The sequence below is a fragment of the Arthrobacter sp. NPDC097144 genome (genome assembly GCF_044762205.1).
Lineage (GTDB): Bacteria > Actinomycetota > Actinomycetes > Actinomycetales > Micrococcaceae > Arthrobacter_B.
In genome coordinates this window covers 47,187-67,571 of the sequence record NZ_JBIWDW010000005.1, presented here as the reverse complement: position 1 = coordinate 67,571, position 20,385 = coordinate 47,187, and the positions used below count along the sequence as shown (strand labels likewise).

Here is a 20,385-nt window from a genome sequence, read left to right as displayed (position 1 = left end):
GGAGCTACTCGCGTACCCGCCGCCGCCGTCGTGCCTAACAGTGACGACGGCGGCGGGCGGGGTTAGGTGCGGCTACGCGAGTTTCGCTGTTCGCGAGAAGAGCTTCTGCAGCAGGATGAAGACCAGCAGCAGGGCGCCGATGACGATCCGGGTCCACCAGGAGCTCAGCGTTCCTTCATAGGAAATGAAGGTCTGGACGATTCCCAGGACCAGGACCCCGGTCAGCGAACCGATCACGTAGCCGTACCCGCCGGTCAGCAGTGTTCCGCCGACCACCACGGCAGCAATCGCGTCCAGCTCCATGCCCTGCGCGGCCAGGCTGTAGCCGGAGAGACTGTAGAAGGAAAAGAGGATGCCGGCGGTTGCGGAACACAGGCCGCTGATCGCGTACACCAGCACCTTTGTCCGGGGCACGGCCAGTCCCATCAGCACCGCCGAAGATTCTCCGCCGCCAATCGCATAGACCGTCCTGCCAAAGCGCGTCTGGTGCAGGACGTACACCGCCGCCGCAACCACGAGCAGGGCAATGATCACGCCCGGGGATACAAACAGGCCGCCGAAGCGGATCCGGGACTGGGCCATGGAGGTGAAAAACGGATCAGTCACAGTGATCGCGTCCAAGCTGATGACGTAGCACAGCCCCCTGGCCAGGAAGAGTCCGGCCAGGGTCACGATGAAGGGCTGGATTTCGAAAACCTGGATGATCAGCCCCATCAGCAGCCCGAACGTTGCACCGGCCAGGAGCACAAGCACAATGACGGCAAAGGGATTCCAGCCGGCCTGCAGGAGACTGGCCGCGATCATCATGGAGAGGGCAACTACGGAGCCCACTGAAAGGTCGATGCCTCCGGTGAGGATGACAAAGGTCATGCCGACGGCGAGCACGATCAGGAACGTGTTGTCGATGAGCAGGTTGAGGAACACCTGTCCGGAGAGGAACCCCGGATACATCACGGACCCGGCGGCGAACATTGCCAGGAACAGTCCGATGGCCGCCAGGGTGGGAGCAAATTTCGCGGCACCGCGCAGCCGGTTGATGCGGTTGCGGGTGGAGGGCGAGGAAGGGCTGGTGAGCACTGACATCAGACGGCCGCCTTAATGCCGGAAGGTTCAGGAACGGAACGTTTTCGTTGCCGGAGCAGGGTCCGTGCCTTCGGAGCCTGCAGCAGGCAGACAATGATCACGACCAGCGCCTTGAACACCAGGGTTGCTTCCGGCGGGATGCCCAGCGTGTACACCGAAGTTGTCAGCGTCTGGATGATCAGTGCGCCGATCAAGGTGCCCACGAGGCTGTAGCGGCCGCCGGCGAGCGAGGTCCCGCCAATAACGACGGCGAGAATCGCATCCATTTCGATGAAAAGCCCGGCGTTGTTGGCATCAGCTGCTGTGACGTTGGAACTGATCATCAGCCCGGCAGCCGCCGCACAGAACCCGCTGAAGATATAGACGATCCAGGTAATGCTGCGGGCTTTGATCCCGGCCAGCCGGCTGGCCGCGGGGTTGATGCCGACGGCTTCGATCAGTGTTCCCAGCGCCGTGCGGCGGGTCAGCAGCCCGGCAGCAACCAACACCGCGGCCGCAATCAGGATCGAGACGGGCAGGCCCAGGAAGAAGCCTGCACCGATGGCATGGAAGGTGTCATTGGAAACCGAAATGATCTGACCATCGGTTACGAGCTGTGCCAGCCCGCGCCCGGCGGTCATGAGGACCAGGGTGGCGATGATGGGCTGGATTCCGATGACGGCTACGAGGAAACCGTTCCATGCCCCCAAAACCAGGCCGGCGGCAACCGCGATCAGCACCGCCGTCATCGCGGTCTGCGCGGAACCGGGATCAGGGGAATTGTAGATATAGGTGCACGAGATTGCTCCCGCGATGGCCGCCACCGCCCCCACCGAAAGGTCAATTCCCCGGGAGGCAATCACCAGGGTCATGCCCAGGGCAATCAGGATGGTGGGCGCGCCGTTGCGCAGGATATCGATCAGGCTGCCGTACAGATGCCCGTCCTGGACCCGGACCGTGAGGAAATCGGACCGGAACGCCTGGTTGAGCAGCAGCAGCAGGACCAGTGCGAGGGCGGGCCAGGTGAGGCGGTGCCGCAAAACCCCGTTCACGCGTTGCTCCCGGCAATGATGGCCATCACGTCATCCATGGTGACGCCGTTGTTGGGCAGGTTAGCCACCATCTCACGGTCTTTCAGGACGGCTATGGAGTCACTGAGCCGAAGGACTTCCTCGAGCTCGGAGGAAATAAAGATCATCGCCATTCCTTCTGCGGCCAGGTTGCTGATGAGGAGTTGGATCTGTGTCTTGGCACCAATGTCGATGCCGCGCGTGGGTTCGTCGAGGATGAGCAGCTGCGGGTTCATGATCAGCCAGCGGGCCAGAAGCACCTTCTGCTGGTTTCCGCCGCTGAGGTTGCGGATCAGCGCATCCTTATTGGCCGGCCGGATATCCAGTGTCTCGATGAATTTTTGCGACAGCTGGTCCTGCTGCCGGCCGGGGATCCGCCGCAGCCAGCCCTTGCTGGCCTGCATCGCCAGGACCAGGTTGTCTTTCACTGAGAGGTCACCGATGAGGCCTTCTTCCTTGCGGTTCTCGGAGGAAAACCCGATTCCGGCGTTGATGGCGGCACGCGGACTGCGCAGGTTCCGGCTGGTTCCGCTGATGCGCAGCTCACCCTGATCTGCATGATCTGCACCAAAGAGGAGCCGTGCGGTTTCGGTGCGTCCGGATCCAAGCAGTCCGGCAAGTCCCAGGATCTGTCCCGGCGCCACGCTGATGCTGATGTTCCCGACGGAACCCTTCCGCCCGAGGTTTTTCGTCTGAAGCAGCGCTGTTCCCGGTGCCGTTTCTGCCCTGGACACCGCCGTTTCGGAACGGTCCAGTTCGGCCAGGACTTCGACATCCCTGCCGATCATCTTCTGGATCAGGCCCATGCGAGGCAGTTCGCCGGTCAGGTATTCGCCCACCAGCTTCCCGTTCCGGAGCACCGTCATCCGGTCTGAAATCTCATACACCTGTTCCAGGAAATGCGAGACGAAAACAATCCCGACTCCCTGTGTGCGCAGTGAACGGACCACGGTGAAGAGCTGCTGCACTTCTTCCGCGTCCAAGCTGGAGGTGGGCTCATCCAGGATGAGGACTTTCGCTTCAATCTGGACGGACCGGGCAATGGCCACGAGCTGCTGGATTGCCAGGGAATGGGTGGAAAGGACCGACCCGGGATCCAAATGGTCCAGCTGCAGATCCCCCAGGACGCGGCGTGCGCTCCGGCGCACTGCCTTCCAGTCGATGCGCCCGTGCCGGCGGGGTTCCCGTCCCAGGAGGATGTTCTCTTCCACCGACAGGTTGGGGCAGAGGTTCACTTCCTGATAGACGGTGCTGATGCCGGCAGCCTGGGCCTCGGCCGGGCTGCCAAAGTTCCGCTCCGTCCCCGCAACGGTGATTGTTCCGCTGTCCACCGGGTAGACGCCCGTCAAGGCCTTGATCAGCGTTGACTTGCCCGCGCCGTTTTCGCCCATAAGAGCGTGCACTTCACCCGGAAAGAGCCGGAAGCCTACGCCGTCCAGGGCTTTGACACCGGGAAATTCAATGGAGATTCCAGTCATCTCCACGAGGGGAACGATCTCATTCATGGATGCATCTTTTCTGTGCCGGAGTGCGGTGAGCACCGGCTCACCGCACTCCTCCCGATGGTTGTCTCCGGAACAGCCTCCGCCGGTTCAGTACTTTCGATCCGGAAGGGCCTTCGTGGCCTGTTCCTGGGTGAAGGCAGTCTCTTCCGTGACAACGCGCTCCGGTACGTCCTCGCCCGCAACAACCTTCTCTGCCAAATCCATCAGCTGATCCCCCAACAGCGGATTGCACTCAACGATGTAGTTGATCTTGCCCTCGGACAGCGCCGTCATTCCGTCCTTGACGGCGTCCACGGTGATGATCTTGATGTCCTTGCCCGGCACCTTGCCGGCAGCTTCAATTGCCTCAATTGCGCCGAGGCCCATGTCGTCATTGTGGGCGTAGACAACGTCGATATCAGGCGTGTTCTTGAGGAAGGCTTCCATGACCTGCTTGCCGCCGCTGCGGGTGAAATCACCCGTCTGGGACTGCACGATCAACAGATCGGGATCGGCAGCGATGGCTTCTTCAAAGCCTTCCTTCCGGTCCAGGGCCGGTGCGGCGCCCGTGGTTCCCTGCAACTCCACAATGTTTACCGGACCGTCCACGGCAGCTGAGTCCTCCACCAGCCACTGGCCGGCTTTCTTGCCCTCTTCAATGAAGTCGGAGCCCAGGAAGCTCTTATACAGAGAAGTATCGGTGGAGTCGATGGCCCGGTCTGTGAGAATTACCGGGATATTCGCATCCTGGGCTTCCTTCAGGACGGTGTCCCACCCGGATTCAACCACCGGCGAGAAAGCGATGACATCCACTTTCTGCTGGATGAAGGAGCGGATGGCTTTGATCTGGTTTTCCTGCTTTTGCTGGGCGTCATTGAATTTGAGGTCAATGCCGGCTGCCTCTGCCGCCTCATTCACGGATTTTGTATTGGCGGTCCGCCAACCGCTTTCGGCTCCCACCTGGGCAAAGCCCATGGTGATCCCGTCATCGGACCCGCCGCCCGCATCCGAGCCGCCGCACGCAGACAACAATGCCAGCGCCGAAACGGCCACTGCTGTCATAAGGGTTTTCCGAAACACTGCTGCCTCCTGGAGTAAGGAACGCAGCAGGGACGCTATGCATCGCCTTCGCTGCGGGGGCTTCCTGCCCTGCGCGCAATTGTGAACGCTAACATTCCAACGGTCAACAGAGTTTTCCTCATTCCGGCCGCATTTCTTTAAACCGAGCCCTGCGGGCCCGTAAAACCATCAAGGGCCGCTGCGGAGGCAGCGGCCCTTGATATGTTTTTCGGCACCGCAGGGATGCCTGAGCTGCAGCGGACTATACCGCGGCGAGCTCCTTTTCTTCGGCTCTTTCAGGGGCCGGCTCAACCGGAGCGTCGTCCACCGGCCAAGCGGTGTCCCGCGGCGGCCTGATCCGGTCCATGATTACCAGAACCACCAGGGAAGCGGCTCCCCAGATACCCAGCGTCAGCAGGTGCGAACCGACAGTGTCGCCGCCGAAGTACAGGATGGAGCGGATGGACTCCACCGCAGCCGGCATCGGCAGGAACCCGTGCAGGACCCGGAAGAACTCCGGCTCCATGTAGATGGACATTGCCGCACCGGAGGCCGGAATGCCCAGGAACATCAGGATGCCGATCGCCGGAAGGATGGCGAGCATGCCGATCAGGCGTTCCAAAACCGCCGTGAACATCCCGACACAGAAGATCGCCACGACGCCGGCGCCCCACAGTGCGAGGAAGTGGCCGTCGATCGCACCCACGAAGACGTCGACGATGACCCACAGCAGGGCCGAATACCCCACGGCCCAGCCGGCAACAATCGGCACCAGCTTGCGCAGCGGACGGCTGGCGGGCTGGGCCGTGGAGCCCACAATGATGATCATGAAGCCGGCCATGATCCAGCCCATGGCCAGGTACATGGTGGACATGCCCATGGAGTCCATAGTGGGCAGCGGTGCCACGTCCTGAGTGGTCAGCTCCATCTGCTGGCCTGCGGCCACCTGCGTAAAGACACGGTTGACCACCTGCTGGGCGCTGATGCCGGCAGCCTGGTTGGAGATGAGGGTGGACGCCGGGTTCTCGGCCGAAGGCAGCACATAGGCCGCCGTGATGGTCCGGTCCCGGACCTGGTCCCGGGCGTCGTCGGCGGAGTCCATCGCCCGCAGGTCAAAGAGGCCTGACATGTTTTCTTCCAGTCCGGCAACTGCCTGTTCTGCCTGTTCGGCAGTGGCGCCGACGACGGCGACGGGCATGTCCCGCGGCGTGGGCTGGTACATCGCACCCAGCATCAGCGAAAGCATCATCACAACCATCGTCAGCGGCAGGAACCCGAGGGTGACATAGCGCCAAGCCCGGCTCTTTGGGCGGGGTCCGCCGTGCAGTGAGGCAACATTGACGGCCAGGGGCTTCGCGTCCGGCTTGCGGCGCCGTTTCGCGGCATCGATGCCAAGCGTCAGCAACAGGGCTGCAACCGCACCGATCACCAGCACCATCAGATGCCGGCCCGCGCCGTTTCCGTCGAAGTACAGGACGGACCGCAGGGATTCACCGGTTGCGGCAGCGGGAAGGAAACTGTGCAGGAACGGGTACAGCCCGGGCATGGTGTGCACGGACATGCTCATGTTGGAGGAGGGAACACCCAGCACCATCAGGAACAGCATGCCAATCAGTACGGCCATCGGGCCCAGGATCCGGGTGAGGAACAACTGGACGCTGCCCACTGCGAACACGGCGAGCCAGCAGATCCCCAGGACAGCAGCCGTGTGGCCCTCGACGATGCCCATGACGGGGCCGACGACGGTCCAGACCAGGGCGGAAATCAGCGCGGACCAGCCGGCCAGCAGCGGAACAAAACGGCGGAAGCGCATCAGTTCCGGAGAGTTGGACAGGGCCAGGCTCAGAGGCATGTAGCCTGCGAGCATCAGGGCCGTGGTCATGAACATTGCACCCAGGCCGGCCATGTCCTTGGCCGGCAGCGGCGCAATGTCCTCGGTCTGCAGGCTCAGGCCGGAGGCGAGCACCTGGGGTGCCAGCATGGCGGTGACCGTGCTGGCCTGGGAGGCGCCGGCTGCACCGGCGGTGTAAAGGGTGGCGGTTCCGTCGCCGAGCGCAACAGCGCTGGCAACCTCGCGGTCCAGCACCAGCTGCCGGGCGTCGTCGGCCGTGTCCACAATCCGGACCTCAATGCCATCGGCGTCGGCGGATTCCAGTGCCTCGGCGAAGCTGTCCGCCTGCTGGGCGGAACCGCTGACGGCAACCGGCAGATTGTGCGGGGCCGGGGAATGCATGGCGGCCAGGTAACCGCCCACCAGCATGGACACCATCAGCAGGGGCATCACGAACATGGCGACGTAGCGCCCGATCTTTTCAGCCTTGGCCCTCTTGGCGGCGGCCTCGACGTCCCGGCTTTCCGTTTCCCGGGTTGGCTCCGCGGCCGGATCAATCTCCGGCGGGGAGTCGGTGGAGGCAGGGGAAGAATTGGTCAAGAACGTGCTCCTGTGCTGAAGAATGGAAGGCGGGGCGAGGTATGCCGGGGCCGGAAACGGCCGGGGCAGGTCAGTGGGACCAACTCGTCAAAATTACGCCACCTGGCGTAAAATTGGAAATCGACCGATCAGAACGCCGAAAGAGGAACCACCGAGTATGGGACAACACGGCGAGAAGGCACGCGGCACCCTGCTGGATTCAGCCGAGGAGCTTTTTGCCCGGTTTGGCATCGATGCAGTGTCCAACCGGCGGATCGCCGAGCACGCGGGCACGGCCAACCATTCCGCCGTGGCCTACCACTTCGGCGGCCGGGACGAACTGCTCCGTGCGCTCGTCACCCGACATCTGGAGGACACGAACCGGCGGCGAACCGAGCTGCTCGCCAACCTGCCGGCGGATGCTCCCCTGCCGGATCTGCTCACCGTGATGATCCTTCCCTGGGTGGAACATCTGGCTTCGCTGCCCGTACCCAGCTGGCGGGCACGCTTTGTGCACCAGATCCGCTCGGTGCCCTCGGTTCATCAGGTGCTTACCGAGGCCGCTGTCGCCAGCCCCGCCATGGAGGAGCTGGTGGCACGAACCCACGCTGCAGCCGGCGATGTGCCGCCGTCGGTCCTGTACGGACGGTCCTCCATCCTGGGCGGAATGGTGCTCGGCGTCTGCGCCGAGTATGAGGCCCGCATCCAGGACGGAGTGGAAAAGCCCAACTGGACCGGCGTTGGCTACTTCCTCATCGACTCCTGCGTGGGGATGCTGGCCGCGCCGGTCACCCATCCGGGAGACTTCCTGGCGCGGCCTTCCTCCGTCTACCTGCTCTAGCTGTTCTGCGCGGCGCCCGCGAGCGCCGTGACGCCAAGCGCCGTCTCCTCGGCGATGAGGTCTCCGTTGATGGCGGCGCCCGCCATCAGGCCGGCAGCAGCGGCAGCCATCACCTGAGTGGTTGGTGCCGTCAGGTTGCCTGCCGCGTAGAGACCGGGCACCGCGGTTGCACCGGTGGGTCCGGCCGGAATTGCGGTCCCGAAGACCACCTCGCCCATGTACTGATCCACCGGGAGGACCCCCAGCTCCGCAAGGTACCCGGCCCGGGCCTCCAGCGGGGCAAACACCACCAGTGCGTCCCGGTTCACCAGGGCTCCGCTGGCCAGGCGGACACCGGCACCGTCTCCCTCCAGCCCCGTGACCTCGCCCGTAACCGTCCGGATCCCCCGTGCTGCCAGCTGCTCCGCCTGGGCGGCGTCCGGAGTGCCTGCCGTATGCAGGAACAGGACCACGTCCGCGCTCCACTGGCGCCACAGCAGGGCCTGGTGCATGGCCATTCCCAGGTCTGTGGCCAGGATGCCGACGGCCTTGTCCCGGATTTCCCAGCCGTGACAGTACGGACAGTGCAGGACGCTCCGGCCCCAGCGCTCCTGAATCCCTGGCAGGTCCGGCAGGATGTCCCGTACGCCGGTGGCAGCCAGCACCCGGCGGGCCAGCACCTGCCCGCCGTCGGCCAGGTGCACCCGGAAACTTCCGTCGGCTTCCCTGGCCACGGTGGATACCCGGCCCGACTGTACGGTGCCGCCGTAGCTGCGCACCTCATCCGCCCCGCTGCCGTACAGCTCCGCCGGCGCTGCGCCCTCGCGGCCAAGGTAGTTGTGGATGTGGGCCGCCGGCGCGTTGCGCGGCTGCCCCGCGTCCACCACCAGTACTGACCTGCGTGCCCGGGCCAGAGCCAGCGCTCCGCTGAGTCCGGCTGCGGCACCCCCAATGACGACGACGTCGTACCGGTTGCCGGCTCTTTCGCTGTTGGTCCCTGCCGATGTTTCCATGTCCGCTCTCCTGTGTCTGTTCCCCGTGCCGTTGTGGCCGGGGCCGGATCCCAGTGTCCGGCGGAGCCGCTCTCACGAGCAATATGTTTTGCTGTGATGGCAAAATGGCAGCTATGGATCATTCCCCTGCTGCAGCCCTGGCCGGCGTTGGTGCCCGGCTCCGAGCGCTGCGAATCGAAAGACACCTGACACTTGCCGGAATCTCCGCCGATACCGGAATTTCGGTCAGTACCCTCTCCCGGCTGGAATCGGGCCAGCGCCGAGCCACACTGGAACTGCTGATGCCCCTGGCGAAGATCTACGGCGTAACTATTGATGAGCTGGTGGACGCTCCGGCCACCGGGGACCCCCGCGTGCATATGCGTCCAATCCGCCGCCACGGAGCAACCATCATTCCGTTGACGGAGCAGGCCGGAGGAATTGGAGCGTACAAATACATACTTCCGGGCAGGAAATCCCCGGGTACCCCGGATCCGCAGACCCATGAGGGCTACGAATGGCTCTATGTCCTGAGCGGAAGGCTGCGGCTGGTGCTGGGCGGGCAGGAATTGACCCTGAAACCGGGCGAAGCTGCAGAATTCAACACCCGTACTCCGCACTGGATGGACAACGCCACAGCGCAAAGCGTGGAGTTCCTCGCCCTGTTTGGCCCCCAGGGAGAGCGGGCCCACCTGCGGGCACGGCCCGCCGCCAGGTAAATCCGGGCTGACCGGCGTTCGTCCGCACGGTCAGCCAGGCGGGCCAGACGGGTCAGGCCGGCCAGAGGAGTCAGGCGGCGGTGCCCCCGGCGGACGGAGCCAGGTTGGCACCGCGTCTGCCCAGCATCCGGTCATAGATGGCTGAGAACACCACGGCAGCCACCACGGCAATGAGGGTGATGACGAGCATGCCAATAATCCCGCCCTGCACTCCGGCATCGGCGCTCGCGTCAAAATAGAGAACCGCCCGGTTGGCCATGGTCATGTGGTACAGCGGTTCAGCAGGGGCTATGACCCGGAAGAACCCCGGCAGGGCCTCCAGCGGGACCACGCCGGTGGCCGCCGGCAGTCCCATGAACACCACGTAAATGAGGGACAGGATCATGCCCGCGCTGCCGAACAGGGTAATCAGTGCAAAGGTCACCGCGGACACTGTCACAATCGAGAGCCAGGTGGTGAGGAAGAACCAGCCTCCGTGTGGAATGGCCATTCCGACGGCGGACGCCACCCACATCATCAGTCCGGCTGTTGGCAGGGCCGCAATGATCACGATGCCCCACTTGACCAGATACGTGAACCAGCGTGCCGGGCGCAGCTGTGGTCCCAGGACGAAACGCGGACCCAATTCCACCGGCGCCACCCCCAGCCGGGAATCGATGAGGAAGTGCAGAGCCACGGATCCGCTGAGGCCCACCACCATCAGCAGCACCGAATAGAAGAAGGCCCCCTCACCCAGGGCCGCGCCCTCGGGGGGCTCTTCGAAGGCTGTGGTCGTGATCGCAATCGGATCAGCCAGCAGATCGGCCGATGTTCCGCCAATCTTTGGGGCAATCTGCTGTTCCAGCTGGGCGGGAAGTTGTGTGCCCAGCTCCTCCAGTTGGCCCCGGAGCTCCGTCTGCGCCTGGTCCTGCGCCTGCGTTGCGGAGCTGGACAGCTGCTCGCCCAGCCCGCGGTTCGCCTGTTCGAGTGCCGGATGGATCGCATTTGTGGCCAGGCTGCTGGCCAGCGGTCCGGCCAGAGGGTTGGTATAGACGGTGATGGAGGGCCGTGACACCACATCGGCGCTGAGGGACCCGCTCACCAGGGCGGTGGCATCTGCCGAGAAGGATTCGGGAATGACCACCGTGCCATGGACGTCCCCTTGGCGCATCTGCGCCTGCGCGTCATCCCAGGACAGGACCCGGAGTTCGATTTCGTTCGAGCTGCTGAATCCCTTCTGCATTTCTTCCGTGATGTTCTGCCCCAGGTCCTCACGCCCGCCGTCCGGCGTCACCGTGCCCTTGTCCTGGTTCACCACCGCAATGGGGAAATGATCCAAATGCTTGCCCGGGCTCCCGAGCCCGCCGATATACAAAGCCGTACCGGTTCCGCCCAGCAGCAGGAGGACCAGGAACGGCAGCAGCCACGTCCGGGGGGACACGAAAAAGCCAGGGCCCCTTGGGCCCGTGGCTGTGGGTTCTCCTGAGTTTCGTGAGTCTGTGTTCACCTGGTGTGCGGGCATGGGACATACCTCCAAAGGCCCGGCGGCCGCGCCGGCATCAAGATGTGGGATCGTCCTGCTTATTCGAGGGTATCCGTGCCGTTTCGGCACCGATACAGTCGGTCCCCGCCGGCTGACTTCCGCCGCTAAATCAGCAGCAGCATCAGGTGCATCAGCAGTTCAGGCGCAGGATCAGCGCATCCAGGACCTGCTGCTGGCCTTTGACCAGTTTGGTGCGCGCAACGGGCTCAGGAAACCAGCCGGCGTCGTCCATCTCCGGGTATTCCCGGACCCTGCCGGACTTCGGCGGCCATTCCAGGCTAAAAGTGTTGCTCTCTATGCGCTCCGGCGCGAAATCCGTTTCTGCCGTAAAAACGGTAATGGTCTTCCGGGCGGACGCACGGAAGCTGCCGAGCAGGGCGTAGTCCGCGGCGGGCGCAGGGGTGCCCGTTTCTTCAGCGAATTCCCGCAGCGCGGCGGCCAGCGGATCCTCCTCCGGCGGGTACTCCCCCTTGGGGATGGACCAGGCATGATCATCCCGCCGGGCCCAGAACGGCCCGCCCATGTGCCCGATCCACACCTCGAGCTGCTCTCCCGCCACGTCCGCCGGAACCCGGCGGTACAGCAAAATCCCCGCACTGTGAATCATGGGCTCATCTTAGGCGTCATACCGTTGAGGTGCCGTTCGTGCGAGGATCGCACCTATGAACCGGCGCCTGATGCTGCTCGACACTGCTTCCCTGTACTTCCGCGCCTTCTACGGCGTGCCGGACACGATCCGCCGCAGTGACGGCACACCGGTGAATGCGGTGCGCGGCCTGCTGGATATGATTGCCCGGCTGACCGCCGACTATGAAGCAACGGATCTGATCGCGTGCTGGGATGAGAACTGGCGGCCGCAGTGGCGTGTGGATCTGCTGCCTACCTATAAGGCGCACCGGGTGGCCGAGGAGGTGGCCGGCGCACCGGACCTGGAAGTGGTCCCGGACCCGCTGGAGGCCCAGATTCCGATGATCCGCCGCACGCTGGAACTTGCCGGCGTCGCCGTCGTCGGCGTTCGGGACCATGAGGCCGACGACGTGATCGGCACCTACGCGACGACCGCTGAATCGCCCGTGGACGTGGTGACCGGGGACCGGGACCTGTTCCAGGTGATCGACGACGGATGCGGCGTCCGCGTGATCTACACGGCGCGGGGCATGAAGAACCTCGATGTGCTGACCGAATCCTCGATTGTGGCCAGGTACCGGGTGCTGCCGCAGCAGTATGCCGACTACGCCACGCTGCGCGGGGATGCCTCCGACGGGCTGCCCGGCGTTGCGGGAATCGGCGAGAAGACCGCTGCGTCGCTGCTGGGCGAGTTCGGCACGCTGGATGCCCTGCTCGCTGCGGCGGCTGATCCGGCCAGCTCCGTCTCCGGGCCGGTGCGCTCAAAGCTGGCGGCTGCTGCGGACTATCTTGCGGTGGCCCCCGACGTCGTCCGGGTGGTCCGCGATCTCGCAGTGCCCGCCCCGGCCGACGCCGGTGCGCGGCTTCAGCCGGTGACCGGCGATGCACGTGCGGAATTGGAGCGGCTAGCAGATCAGTGGAACCTCGGCGGGTCCGTGCAGCGGCTGCTGGACTCCTTTGACCGCTACGCGTGACCCTGCACCGGCCGCACCGGCCGGGTCATCGGCGACAGCAGTCCGCGGAGTCAGTCGCGGACCGCCCGGACCTCGGCATTCACCTCGGCAATGATGTCCCTGTGCCCGCCCAGCGTCTCGAGTTCCTGCGCCAGTTCCACGAGTTCGGCACCGCCTGCCATCTGCTCCGTGAGCTGGTCCAGCGTGACGTTCTCCTTCCCGTAGTAGCCGATGGACCGGCCGCGCTTGAGCAGCAGGAACCGGTCCCCCACCGGGTAGGCGTGGTGCGGGTTGTGGGTAATGAAGACTACTCCCAGCCCGCGGTCCCGCGCCTGCAGGATGTACCGCAGCACCACCCCCGACTGCTTGACGCCGAGCGCGGCTGTAGGTTCATCCAGGATGAGCACCTTGGCGCCGAAGTACACCGCGCGGGCGATGGCGACGCACTGCCGTTCACCGCCGGAGAGCTGGCCGATGGGCTGCTCAACGTCCCGCAGGTCAATGCCCATGTCCTGCAGTTCCTGCTTGGTGATCTGCTTCATCCGCTCAACGTCCAGCCGCTTGAACGGGCCGACGCCGGTGGTCAGCTCGGAGCCGAGGAAGAAGTTGCGCCAGATAGGCATCAGCGAAACCACTGCCAGGTCCTGGTAGACGGCGGCGATTCCCAGGTCCAGCGCCTGGCGCGGCGAGGAGAACCGGCGCTCCGCCCCCAGTGCGGAGAAGGTTCCTTCATCATGGGGATGCAGGCCGGCAATGATCTTGATCAGGGTGGATTTGCCGGCGCCGTTGTCGCCCAGCACGCAGGTGACCTTTCCTGCCTCAACGTCCATCGTGACGTCGTGCAGGGCAATGACGTTGCCGTAGTGCTTCCCGACCTTGTCCAGCCGCAGCAGAGGTTCCGGTGCCGGCCAGGGTGCGGCAGCGCCGCCGTCGGGCTCCGGATGGGAGCCGTTTTTCTTGGTGTCCATGCCTGTTATCCGTCCGCTAGCTTTGTTCGGCCCGGCGTTTGACCACCAGGTTCACGAGGGTGGCCAACAGCAGCATCAGGCCGAGGAAGAACTTGAACCAGTCAGGGTTCCACTCCGCGTAGACGATGCCCTTGTTGGCCATGCCGAAGATGAAGGCTCCAATCGCCCCGCCGATGGCGGATCCGTAGCCGCCGGTGAGCAGGCAGCCGCCGATCACAGCAGCAATGATGTAGAGGAATTCGTTGCCGATTCCTTCTCCGGACTGCACGGTGGAGAACGCAAACAGGTTGTGCATCCCCAGGATCCAGGCGCAGAAGCCAACGCCCATGAAGAGCCCGATCTTGGTTTTCACCACGGGAACGCCGACGGCGCGGGCAGCATAATCGTCTCCGCCGGCTGCGAAAATCCAGTTGCCCATCCTGGTCCGCAGGAGGATCCAGGACGCCACCGCCACCAGGGCGATCCAGATGAAGACGGTGATCCGAACCTCAACGCCTCCGAGGGTGACCGATGAGGCAAAGACGGCCTTGGCGGAGTCGAAGCCGTCCATGTTGGAGATGGAGGGCGACGCGACGCTTCCGCCGATGGCCCGCGTGAGGCCAAGGTTCAGACCGGTGAGCATCAGGAAAGAGGCCAGCGTAACGATGAAGGACGGAAGCTTGGTTTTCACCAGGATCCAGCCGTTCACGAAGCCGACGGCCAGTGACATTACCAGCGCCAGCGCCACTCCCACCCACACGTTGGTGGAGAAGTACCAGCTGAACAGTGAGGCCATCAGGGCTGAGCTGATCACGGCCACACCGGTGGAGAGATCAAATTCGCCGCCGATCATCAACAGCGAAACTCCCACCGCCATGATTCCGATGGTGGACGCTCCGTACAGGACGGTGGCAATGGACCCTGGCTGGAGGAACACCGGGGCAACCGCCGAGAAGAAGACAAAGAGGGCGATGGCCCCTACAAGGGCGCCGATCTCAGGGCGTCCCAGCATTTTGGCAATCGGGCTCTTGCCGCCAACCCGTTCGTCGGACGACGGCCGGGAAACCTGAACTGAACTAGCCATTTCTGCGTGCTGCTTTCCCCGGGTTGATCTCTGAACTGCAGGCCGGTCTGGAGGACGACATCAGCGGATACCGTCCGCGGCGAATTCTGCGACCTGCGCGGCGTTCGAGGAATCGATGATGGTGGGCCCGGTGAGGACCGGCTGCCCGCCGCCAAGTTCAAACCCGCCGCGCGTGTGCTGCCAGAGCGCGTCCACCGCGCCGTATCCCTGCAGCCACGGCTGCTGGTCAACCGTGAAGACAACGTCGCCGCTGGCGATCTTGTCCGCCAAGTCGGGGTTCAGGTCAAAGGACGCCACCTTTGCGCCGCTTCCGGACGAGTCCACGGATTTGAGGATCGTCAGCGTGTAGGGGGCGCCCAGTCCAACAACGACGTCGGCATCTGCGGTCGCCTGCAGTTTGGCCGTTACCGTGGACTCCACCTGGGTCATGTCGCTTCCCTGCACGTACAGGATTTCGGTGCCGGGAACTTCCGCTTTCACGCCCGCGCAGCGGTTCTCATGTCCCACATTGCCCTGCTCGTGGATCACGCAGATGGGATGCGTATAGCCGTCCGTTGCCAGGCGCTTTCCCACGGCTTCGCCGGCGAGGCGTTCGTTGGAGCCAAAGTGGGTGAAGGCCCCGAGTTCCGCAGACCTGTCCTCCCCGGAGTTCAGGCTCACCACGGGAATGCCTGCCGCCTCCGCTTTCGCGAGAGCGGAAGCGACCGCATCCGGCTTGGCCAGAGTGACGGCAATTCCGTCCACGTTCTGCTCCACGGCCTGTTCAATCAACTGGGCCTGCCGGCCGCCCTCGGGATCCGAGAGGTACTGCAGTTCCACATTGTCTTTTGCCGAGGCTTCTTCCGCGCCCTTGCGCACAATGTCCCAGAAGGTATCCCCGGGACCGGAGTGGGTGATGAGCGCGATCTTAATGCGGTCAGTGTCGGCGACGGTGCCGCCGTTTTCGCTGTCCGCTTCGGGGGAGCGTCCCCCTGAGCTGGAGCAGGCACCGACGGCAAGGAGCGGAACCAGCACTGCTGCTGCCGCCAGTTTCCGCAGGGAAAGGTTGTGTGACACGAGAGTCTCCTTTGTCTTCGTGGCCCATCCCCGTGGTCAGCGTCCCACAGCCGGAGGCACGTCGCCCCAGCTTGGGCTCTCTGAACACAAATATAGCGACCTCCTCCACCAATTCAAAGAATTGTCAAGACATGCCAACAACTTTTTTGCAAATCGGGGAACCTAAATCTGCGGACGTCTGCCGGGTGGCTGATGAGTGATGATCCGCACCATCGCCGGATCCGTCGGACACCTGACCCGCATCGGCGTTCGGCGCGAGACGATCAGCAGGTCAGTCCGAGCGGTCCTCTTTGATCAGGCAAAAATGATCAGGCAAAAGAAAACACCCCGGTCCGAAGACCGGGGTGTTGCCTTTGTCACGACTCATTGTGAATGTCCCGACGATTCTTTTTGGTGCCCGAAGTGGGACTCGAACCCACACACCTCTCGATACTGCATTTTGAGTGCAGCGCGTCTGCCAATTCCGCCATTCGGGCCTTCCCTGCGGTGTGAATCACAAGTTCACCATCCGTGTTGGGCGCAAATCTACTGTACATGCGGATAGGCTATTTGTGTGAACTGTCAGTTCGCACACGGCAGTCCAACCGCACCCCGAGGAGCACCTGTGTCTGAGTCAACCGAGCCCGCCCCCTCCAACACGCCGGCACGGCGCGTCATCGTCGCCGAGGATGAGACGCTGATCCGCCTCGACATCGTGGAAATCCTCAAAGGCGAGGGATACGACGTCGTGGGCGAAGCGGACAACGGCGAAAAGGCCGTAGCGCTGGCCACCGAGCTCAAGCCCGACCTGGTCCTGATGGACGTCAAGATGCCCGTGATGGACGGCATCACCGCCGCCGAGCAGATCGTCAAGGCCCGCATTGCGCCCGTGGTCCTGCTGACCGCGTTTAGCCAGAAGGAACTGGTGGACCGGGCCCGCGAGGCCGGAGCCATGGCCTACGTCGTCAAGCCCTTCACCCCGGCCGATCTGATCCCGGCCATCGAGATCGCATTGTCCCGCCACGAGGAGATTAAGGCCCTCGAGGAAGAGGTCAGCGACCTCAAGGAGCAGTTCGCCACCCGCAAGCTGGTGGAACGCGCCAAGTCGCTCCTGACCACCAAGATGGGCCTCACCGAGCCCGAGGCCTTCCGCTGGATCCAGAAGACCTCCATGGACCGCCGGCTGAGCATGCGCGAAGTAGCCGAGACCATCATCAACCAGGTCAACTAAGGCCTCCCCGCCGGACGCACCAAAGCGGGAAACCCCGCCCGACGTCGTCGGGCGGGGTTTTTTATGCTCGGAATCAGGCCGCAGAAAGCGCCCTGCCCTTGATGGTTTCGAATTCCTCGGGCGTGATGACGCCTGTATCGAGCAGGTCCTTGGCTTTGGTGATTTCATCGCTGGGACTGGAGGCTACCCGCCGAATGTACTCCTCCGTGCTGTTCTTGACTTCCTGCGATTCCCTCATGGCACGTTCATTCATTCCCTTCCCGCGGGCGATGAGGTAAACGAGGACTGTGAGGAACGGAAACAACACCAGGAAGATGATCCACACAGCTTTGGCCCAGCCGCTGAGCCCGCGGTCACGGAACAGGTCGCTGATCACCGCAAAGAGGGTAAATAAGTAAGCAAAGAGGACGGTCACCGTGAAGACCCACCAAATGATGTCCCAAAAATTGTCCCAGTAACTCATGACTGCTCCGCTCTCAGAAGGTGTGGCGCGGCACCCGCGATGACACGATGCGATCCCCCACGCAGCGGCACCGCACCCGCAGGTAGTTAAGATCATCACCCCCGGTGTGTCGGCGGGGCCATCCCCGGCGGATGATTCAGGCCCCGGCAGCAGCGAAAGAACCAACTGCTCCCTCTGCCGGCCGCATTTCCTTCCGACACCGCGCTTCTTCCGCCCCCGCGGTCCAGGATTCCTGCCCGGGTCCCTCGGCCTCGCGGGGAACAGCGAAACTTGTGTGGAGGGTTTTGAGTGCGGGGGACCATATCCGAATAAATGGATATTGCTGGATGAAATTGGATATGATTTTGAACAAAAGCTGCCCGGCCGGAGAACCGGCCGGGCAGCTTTGCAGGACTTGCTTGGTTCAATCCAAACTAGATGGACTTGGCCTTGCCCTTGTTGGAGCTCTTGATCGGCCACGGGCCAACCTTCTCCTTGACCTGCATCTGCCCCTCGAGGCGCTGACCGGCGTCGGCGATGTCCCCCACCTTGTGTACCTTGATGGAGTTGGTGGAACCGGCCTGTCCGGGAGGCGAACCGGCGGCAATGACCACGAGGTCATCGAGTTCCACGAGGTCATTCTCGAACAGGGTGCGGTCCACCTGGGCGGTCATCTGGTCGGTGTTCTCAGCGAACTCCACCAGCATCGGCTGGATACCCCAGAACAGGGTCATGTAGCGGTAGGTTTCAGCAACCGGAGTGAAGGCCAGCACGGGCTTCTTCGGGCGCAGGCGGGAGAGCCGGCGGGCCGAATCTCCGGACTGCGTGAAGGTGCACACGAACTTGGCGTCCAGCTGGTCGGCAATCTCCACAGCGGCACGGGTGATGGCACCGCCGCGGGTGCGCGGCTTGGAACCCAGGGCCGGCACACGGTTCAGGCCGTGCTCTTCGGTGGACTCGATGATGCGTGCCATGGTGGTCACGGTCTCGATCGGGTACTTGCCCACGGAGGTTTCGCCGGAGAGCATTACCGCGTCGGCGCCGTCAAGAACGGCGTTGGCGCAGTCGGAAGCTTCGGCGCGGGTGGGGCGCGGGCTGTCGATCATGGATTCCAGGACCTGGGTTGCCACAATGACCGGCTTCGCCCAGCGGCGGGCCAGCTCAATGGCGTTCTTCTGCACCAGGGGGACGTCTTCCAGGGGAAGCTCGACGCCAAGGTCGCCACGGGCAACCATGATGGCGTCAAAGGCGTCAATGATTTCCTCGATCGCAGCAACTGCCTGCGGCTTTTCGATCTTGGCGATGACCGGCACGCGGCGGCCTTCCTCGTCCATCACTTCGTGGACACGGCGCACGTCAACGGCATTGCGCACGAAGGACAGGGCAACCATGTCAACGCCGGTGCGGATGGCCCAGCGGAGGTCCGCTTCATCCTTGTCGCTCATGGCGGGGACGCTCACGGCAACGCCGGGCAGGTTCAGGCCCTTGTTGTTGGAGACAGGACCCGGGACGGTCACTTCGGTGACAACCCGGACGTCGTCCACCGCAGTGGCGCGCAGCGATACTTTGCCGTCGTCGATGAGGAGGGTGTCCCCCACGTTGACGTCATTGGGCAGGCCGGTGTGCGTGGTGGAGACAATTTCCTTGGTGCCGGGAACGTCTTCGATGGTGATCGTGAAAACGTCACCCTTGTTCAGGTAATGCGGGCCGTCAACGAAACGTCCCAGTCTAATCTTGGGGCCCTGCAGGTCGGCGAAAATGCCGACCGGCTTGCCCAGTTCTTCCGAAGCGCGGCGCACGTTGTCGTAGACGGACTTATGTACGTCGTGATCGCCATGGCTCATGTTCATGCGAGCAACGTCCACACCTGCACGGAGGACCGCGAGCGTGTTTTCATAACTTGCGATTGCGGGGCCGAATGTGGCCACAATTTTTGCGCGTCTCATATGCTCTAGCCTAGTCTCCTTGCAGCGATTACGCATGAAGGCGGGCCGGACTGTCCGTCGGCAGCTTTGACTGCGTCCCGTGTTATTTGTCTCAAACAGCTCCCTCGGGCAGGCGGCGGTCGTTCCGGAGCCGGCAGAGATCCACACCCTGCAGCGGATGCAGAGCCCGGGTTTGGCGGAATCCCCGGCCAGCCGGCTGATCAGATCCCGTGAGCGGAGCTGCCCGAAGGAACATTTACGGACTGGGGCAGGTCTCCTAGTAGGCTGGAAAAAAGTGGAACCTGGCAGCGGGTCACTACAAGCAAGCGATTGTCAGGAGCACTATGTCGGGAAGCGTGTCGCAGCAGCAGGACCTATCTGATGGCACCCCGGTTCCCGGCCTGAGGGAACGCAAGAAGGCACAGGTCCAGGCCCTGCTCCTGAAGACGGCCAGGGAGCTGTTCTCGCGGAACGGATTCGCTGCCGTCACCGTGGACCAGATCGTGGAAACAGCCGGAGTTTCGCGCAGCTCTTTTTTTAGGTATTTCGACACCAAGGACGCTGCCCTGTTCCATTCCAGCAGGCAGGCACTGGACAACATGAAGGCGGACTTTGAGGCCCGCAGCCAGACCGCCGAGCCTCGGGATGCACTGCACCAGGCGCTGCTGCAGGCGGCAAAGGATTACGAACCCCGGCGCCGGGACTACCTCATGCTGCGGCGGCTGATGCGGGAGGACCGCGTCCTTCGGGCCAGCGCAGCCGAGTACAACCAGTCACTCCTGGCAGAAATGACCTCCACGTATCTGCGGACACTGGGCCCGGGGGACGAACTTGCGGCCCGCGTGGAAGTGGCGGTCATGTGGGCGGCAGCCACCGTGGCACTGGAGTACTGGGTGCGCCTCGACGGCGAGGAACTGCTGCCGCTCACCGTCCGTGCCCTGGCCGCACTGGGCTCAACAGACTCCCCCGGCTGAAAGCAGCGGCCCTCAAACGGCGGGGCCGG

18 protein-coding genes and 1 tRNA gene are annotated in these 20,385 nt (G+C 63.7%); 5 read left to right on the top strand and 14 right to left on the bottom strand.

Annotation, left to right across the window (positions count from 1 at the left end; all coding sequences use genetic code 11):
* Positions 1–72 precede the first annotated feature (72 nt).
* The 5 genes from yjfF to ACIQXM_RS12795 form a co-directional block, all read right to left on the bottom strand.
* Entirely contained in the window at positions 73–1,083 is a 1,011-nt protein-coding gene (gene yjfF, locus ACIQXM_RS12815) for a galactofuranose ABC transporter, permease protein YjfF (protein ID WP_400932047.1), read from the bottom strand.
* Entirely contained in the window at positions 1,083–2,114 is a 1,032-nt protein-coding gene (locus ACIQXM_RS12810; RefSeq protein ID WP_400932045.1) for an ABC transporter permease, read from the bottom strand. Before ACIQXM_RS12810 ends, yjfF begins: the two co-directional genes overlap by 1 nt.
* Entirely contained in the window at positions 2,111–3,637 is a 1,527-nt protein-coding gene (locus ACIQXM_RS12805) for a sugar ABC transporter ATP-binding protein (protein WP_400932043.1), read from the bottom strand. The genes ACIQXM_RS12810 and ACIQXM_RS12805 overlap by 4 nt, the downstream gene beginning before the upstream one ends.
* 87 nt (positions 3,638–3,724) lie before the next feature.
* Positions 3,725–4,678: an ABC transporter substrate-binding protein gene (locus tag ACIQXM_RS12800; protein WP_400932041.1), complete on the bottom strand. Its 954-nt coding sequence runs from the start codon at positions 4,676–4,678 to the stop codon at positions 3,725–3,727.
* Between the two features lie 259 nt (positions 4,679–4,937).
* Positions 4,938–7,106 (bottom strand): ABC transporter permease, encoded by a 2,169-nt coding sequence (locus ACIQXM_RS12795; protein WP_400932039.1) that lies wholly within the window; start codon positions 7,104–7,106, stop codon positions 4,938–4,940.
* A 157-nt stretch (positions 7,107–7,263) separates the two neighbouring features.
* Here ACIQXM_RS12795 and ACIQXM_RS12790 point away from each other — a divergent pair, with 157 nt between their 5' ends.
* Positions 7,264–7,926 carry a TetR/AcrR family transcriptional regulator gene (locus tag ACIQXM_RS12790; RefSeq protein ID WP_400932037.1) on the top strand — a complete coding sequence of 221 codons (663 nt, stop codon included), beginning with the start codon at positions 7,264–7,266 and terminating at the stop codon, positions 7,924–7,926.
* Here the strand turns inward: ACIQXM_RS12790 and ACIQXM_RS12785 are convergent.
* Positions 7,923–8,918 (bottom strand): NAD(P)/FAD-dependent oxidoreductase, encoded by a 996-nt coding sequence (locus ACIQXM_RS12785; RefSeq protein WP_400932035.1) that lies wholly within the window; start codon positions 8,916–8,918, stop codon positions 7,923–7,925. The genes ACIQXM_RS12790 and ACIQXM_RS12785 overlap by 4 nt on opposite strands.
* Positions 8,919–9,031: 113 nt before the next feature.
* On the opposite strand from ACIQXM_RS12785, the gene ACIQXM_RS12780 reads away from it, so the two are divergent.
* Entirely contained in the window at positions 9,032–9,616 is a 585-nt protein-coding gene (locus ACIQXM_RS12780; protein ID WP_400932501.1) for a helix-turn-helix domain-containing protein, read from the top strand.
* Positions 9,617–9,686: 70 nt separating this feature from the next.
* Here ACIQXM_RS12780 and ACIQXM_RS12775 read toward each other — a convergent pair whose 3' ends face one another.
* Positions 9,687–11,036 (bottom strand): YhgE/Pip domain-containing protein, encoded by a 1,350-nt coding sequence (locus ACIQXM_RS12775; RefSeq protein ID WP_400932033.1) that lies wholly within the window; start codon positions 11,034–11,036, stop codon positions 9,687–9,689.
* Between the two features lie 232 nt (positions 11,037–11,268).
* Positions 11,269–11,745, bottom strand: a complete 477-nt coding sequence (locus tag ACIQXM_RS12770) for an NUDIX domain-containing protein (protein WP_400932031.1) — start codon at positions 11,743–11,745, stop codon at positions 11,269–11,271.
* 55 nt (positions 11,746–11,800) lie between these two features.
* Between ACIQXM_RS12770 and ACIQXM_RS12765 the strand changes: the two genes are divergently transcribed.
* Entirely contained in the window at positions 11,801–12,739 is a 939-nt protein-coding gene (locus tag ACIQXM_RS12765; protein ID WP_400932029.1) for a 5'-3' exonuclease H3TH domain-containing protein, read from the top strand.
* Positions 12,740–12,789: 50 nt separating this feature from the next.
* On the opposite strand, the gene ACIQXM_RS12760 is transcribed toward ACIQXM_RS12765, so the two are convergent.
* From ACIQXM_RS12760 to ACIQXM_RS12745, 4 genes are all read right to left on the bottom strand, one after another.
* Entirely contained in the window at positions 12,790–13,686 is an 897-nt protein-coding gene (locus ACIQXM_RS12760; RefSeq protein WP_400932027.1) for an ATP-binding cassette domain-containing protein, read from the bottom strand.
* Positions 13,687–13,702: 16 nt separating this feature from the next.
* Positions 13,703–14,749 (bottom strand): ABC transporter permease, encoded by a 1,047-nt coding sequence (locus tag ACIQXM_RS12755; protein WP_400932025.1) that lies wholly within the window; start codon positions 14,747–14,749, stop codon positions 13,703–13,705.
* 60 nt (positions 14,750–14,809) lie between these two features.
* Entirely contained in the window at positions 14,810–15,805 is a 996-nt protein-coding gene (locus tag ACIQXM_RS12750) for a substrate-binding domain-containing protein (RefSeq protein WP_400932023.1), read from the bottom strand.
* Positions 15,806–16,196: 391 nt separating this feature from the next.
* Positions 16,197–16,281: transfer RNA gene (locus ACIQXM_RS12745), tRNA-Leu, on the bottom strand.
* A 128-nt stretch (positions 16,282–16,409) separates the two neighbouring features.
* Here ACIQXM_RS12745 and ACIQXM_RS12740 point away from each other — a divergent pair.
* Complete coding sequence (locus tag ACIQXM_RS12740; RefSeq protein ID WP_400932021.1) at positions 16,410–17,015, top strand: ANTAR domain-containing response regulator; 606 nt, start codon at positions 16,410–16,412, stop codon at positions 17,013–17,015.
* A 73-nt stretch (positions 17,016–17,088) separates the two neighbouring features.
* Here ACIQXM_RS12740 and ACIQXM_RS12735 read toward each other — a convergent pair whose 3' ends face one another.
* Entirely contained in the window at positions 17,089–17,478 is a 390-nt protein-coding gene (locus ACIQXM_RS12735; protein WP_400932019.1) for an SHOCT domain-containing protein, read from the bottom strand.
* Positions 17,479–17,891: 413 nt separating this feature from the next.
* Complete coding sequence (gene pyk, locus ACIQXM_RS12730) at positions 17,892–19,403, bottom strand: pyruvate kinase (RefSeq protein ID WP_400932017.1); 1,512 nt, start codon at positions 19,401–19,403, stop codon at positions 17,892–17,894.
* Between the two features lie 323 nt (positions 19,404–19,726).
* Here pyk and ACIQXM_RS12725 point away from each other — a divergent pair, with 323 nt between their 5' ends.
* Entirely contained in the window at positions 19,727–20,356 is a 630-nt protein-coding gene (locus tag ACIQXM_RS12725) for a TetR/AcrR family transcriptional regulator (protein WP_400932015.1), read from the top strand.
* Positions 20,357–20,385 lie beyond the last annotated feature (29 nt).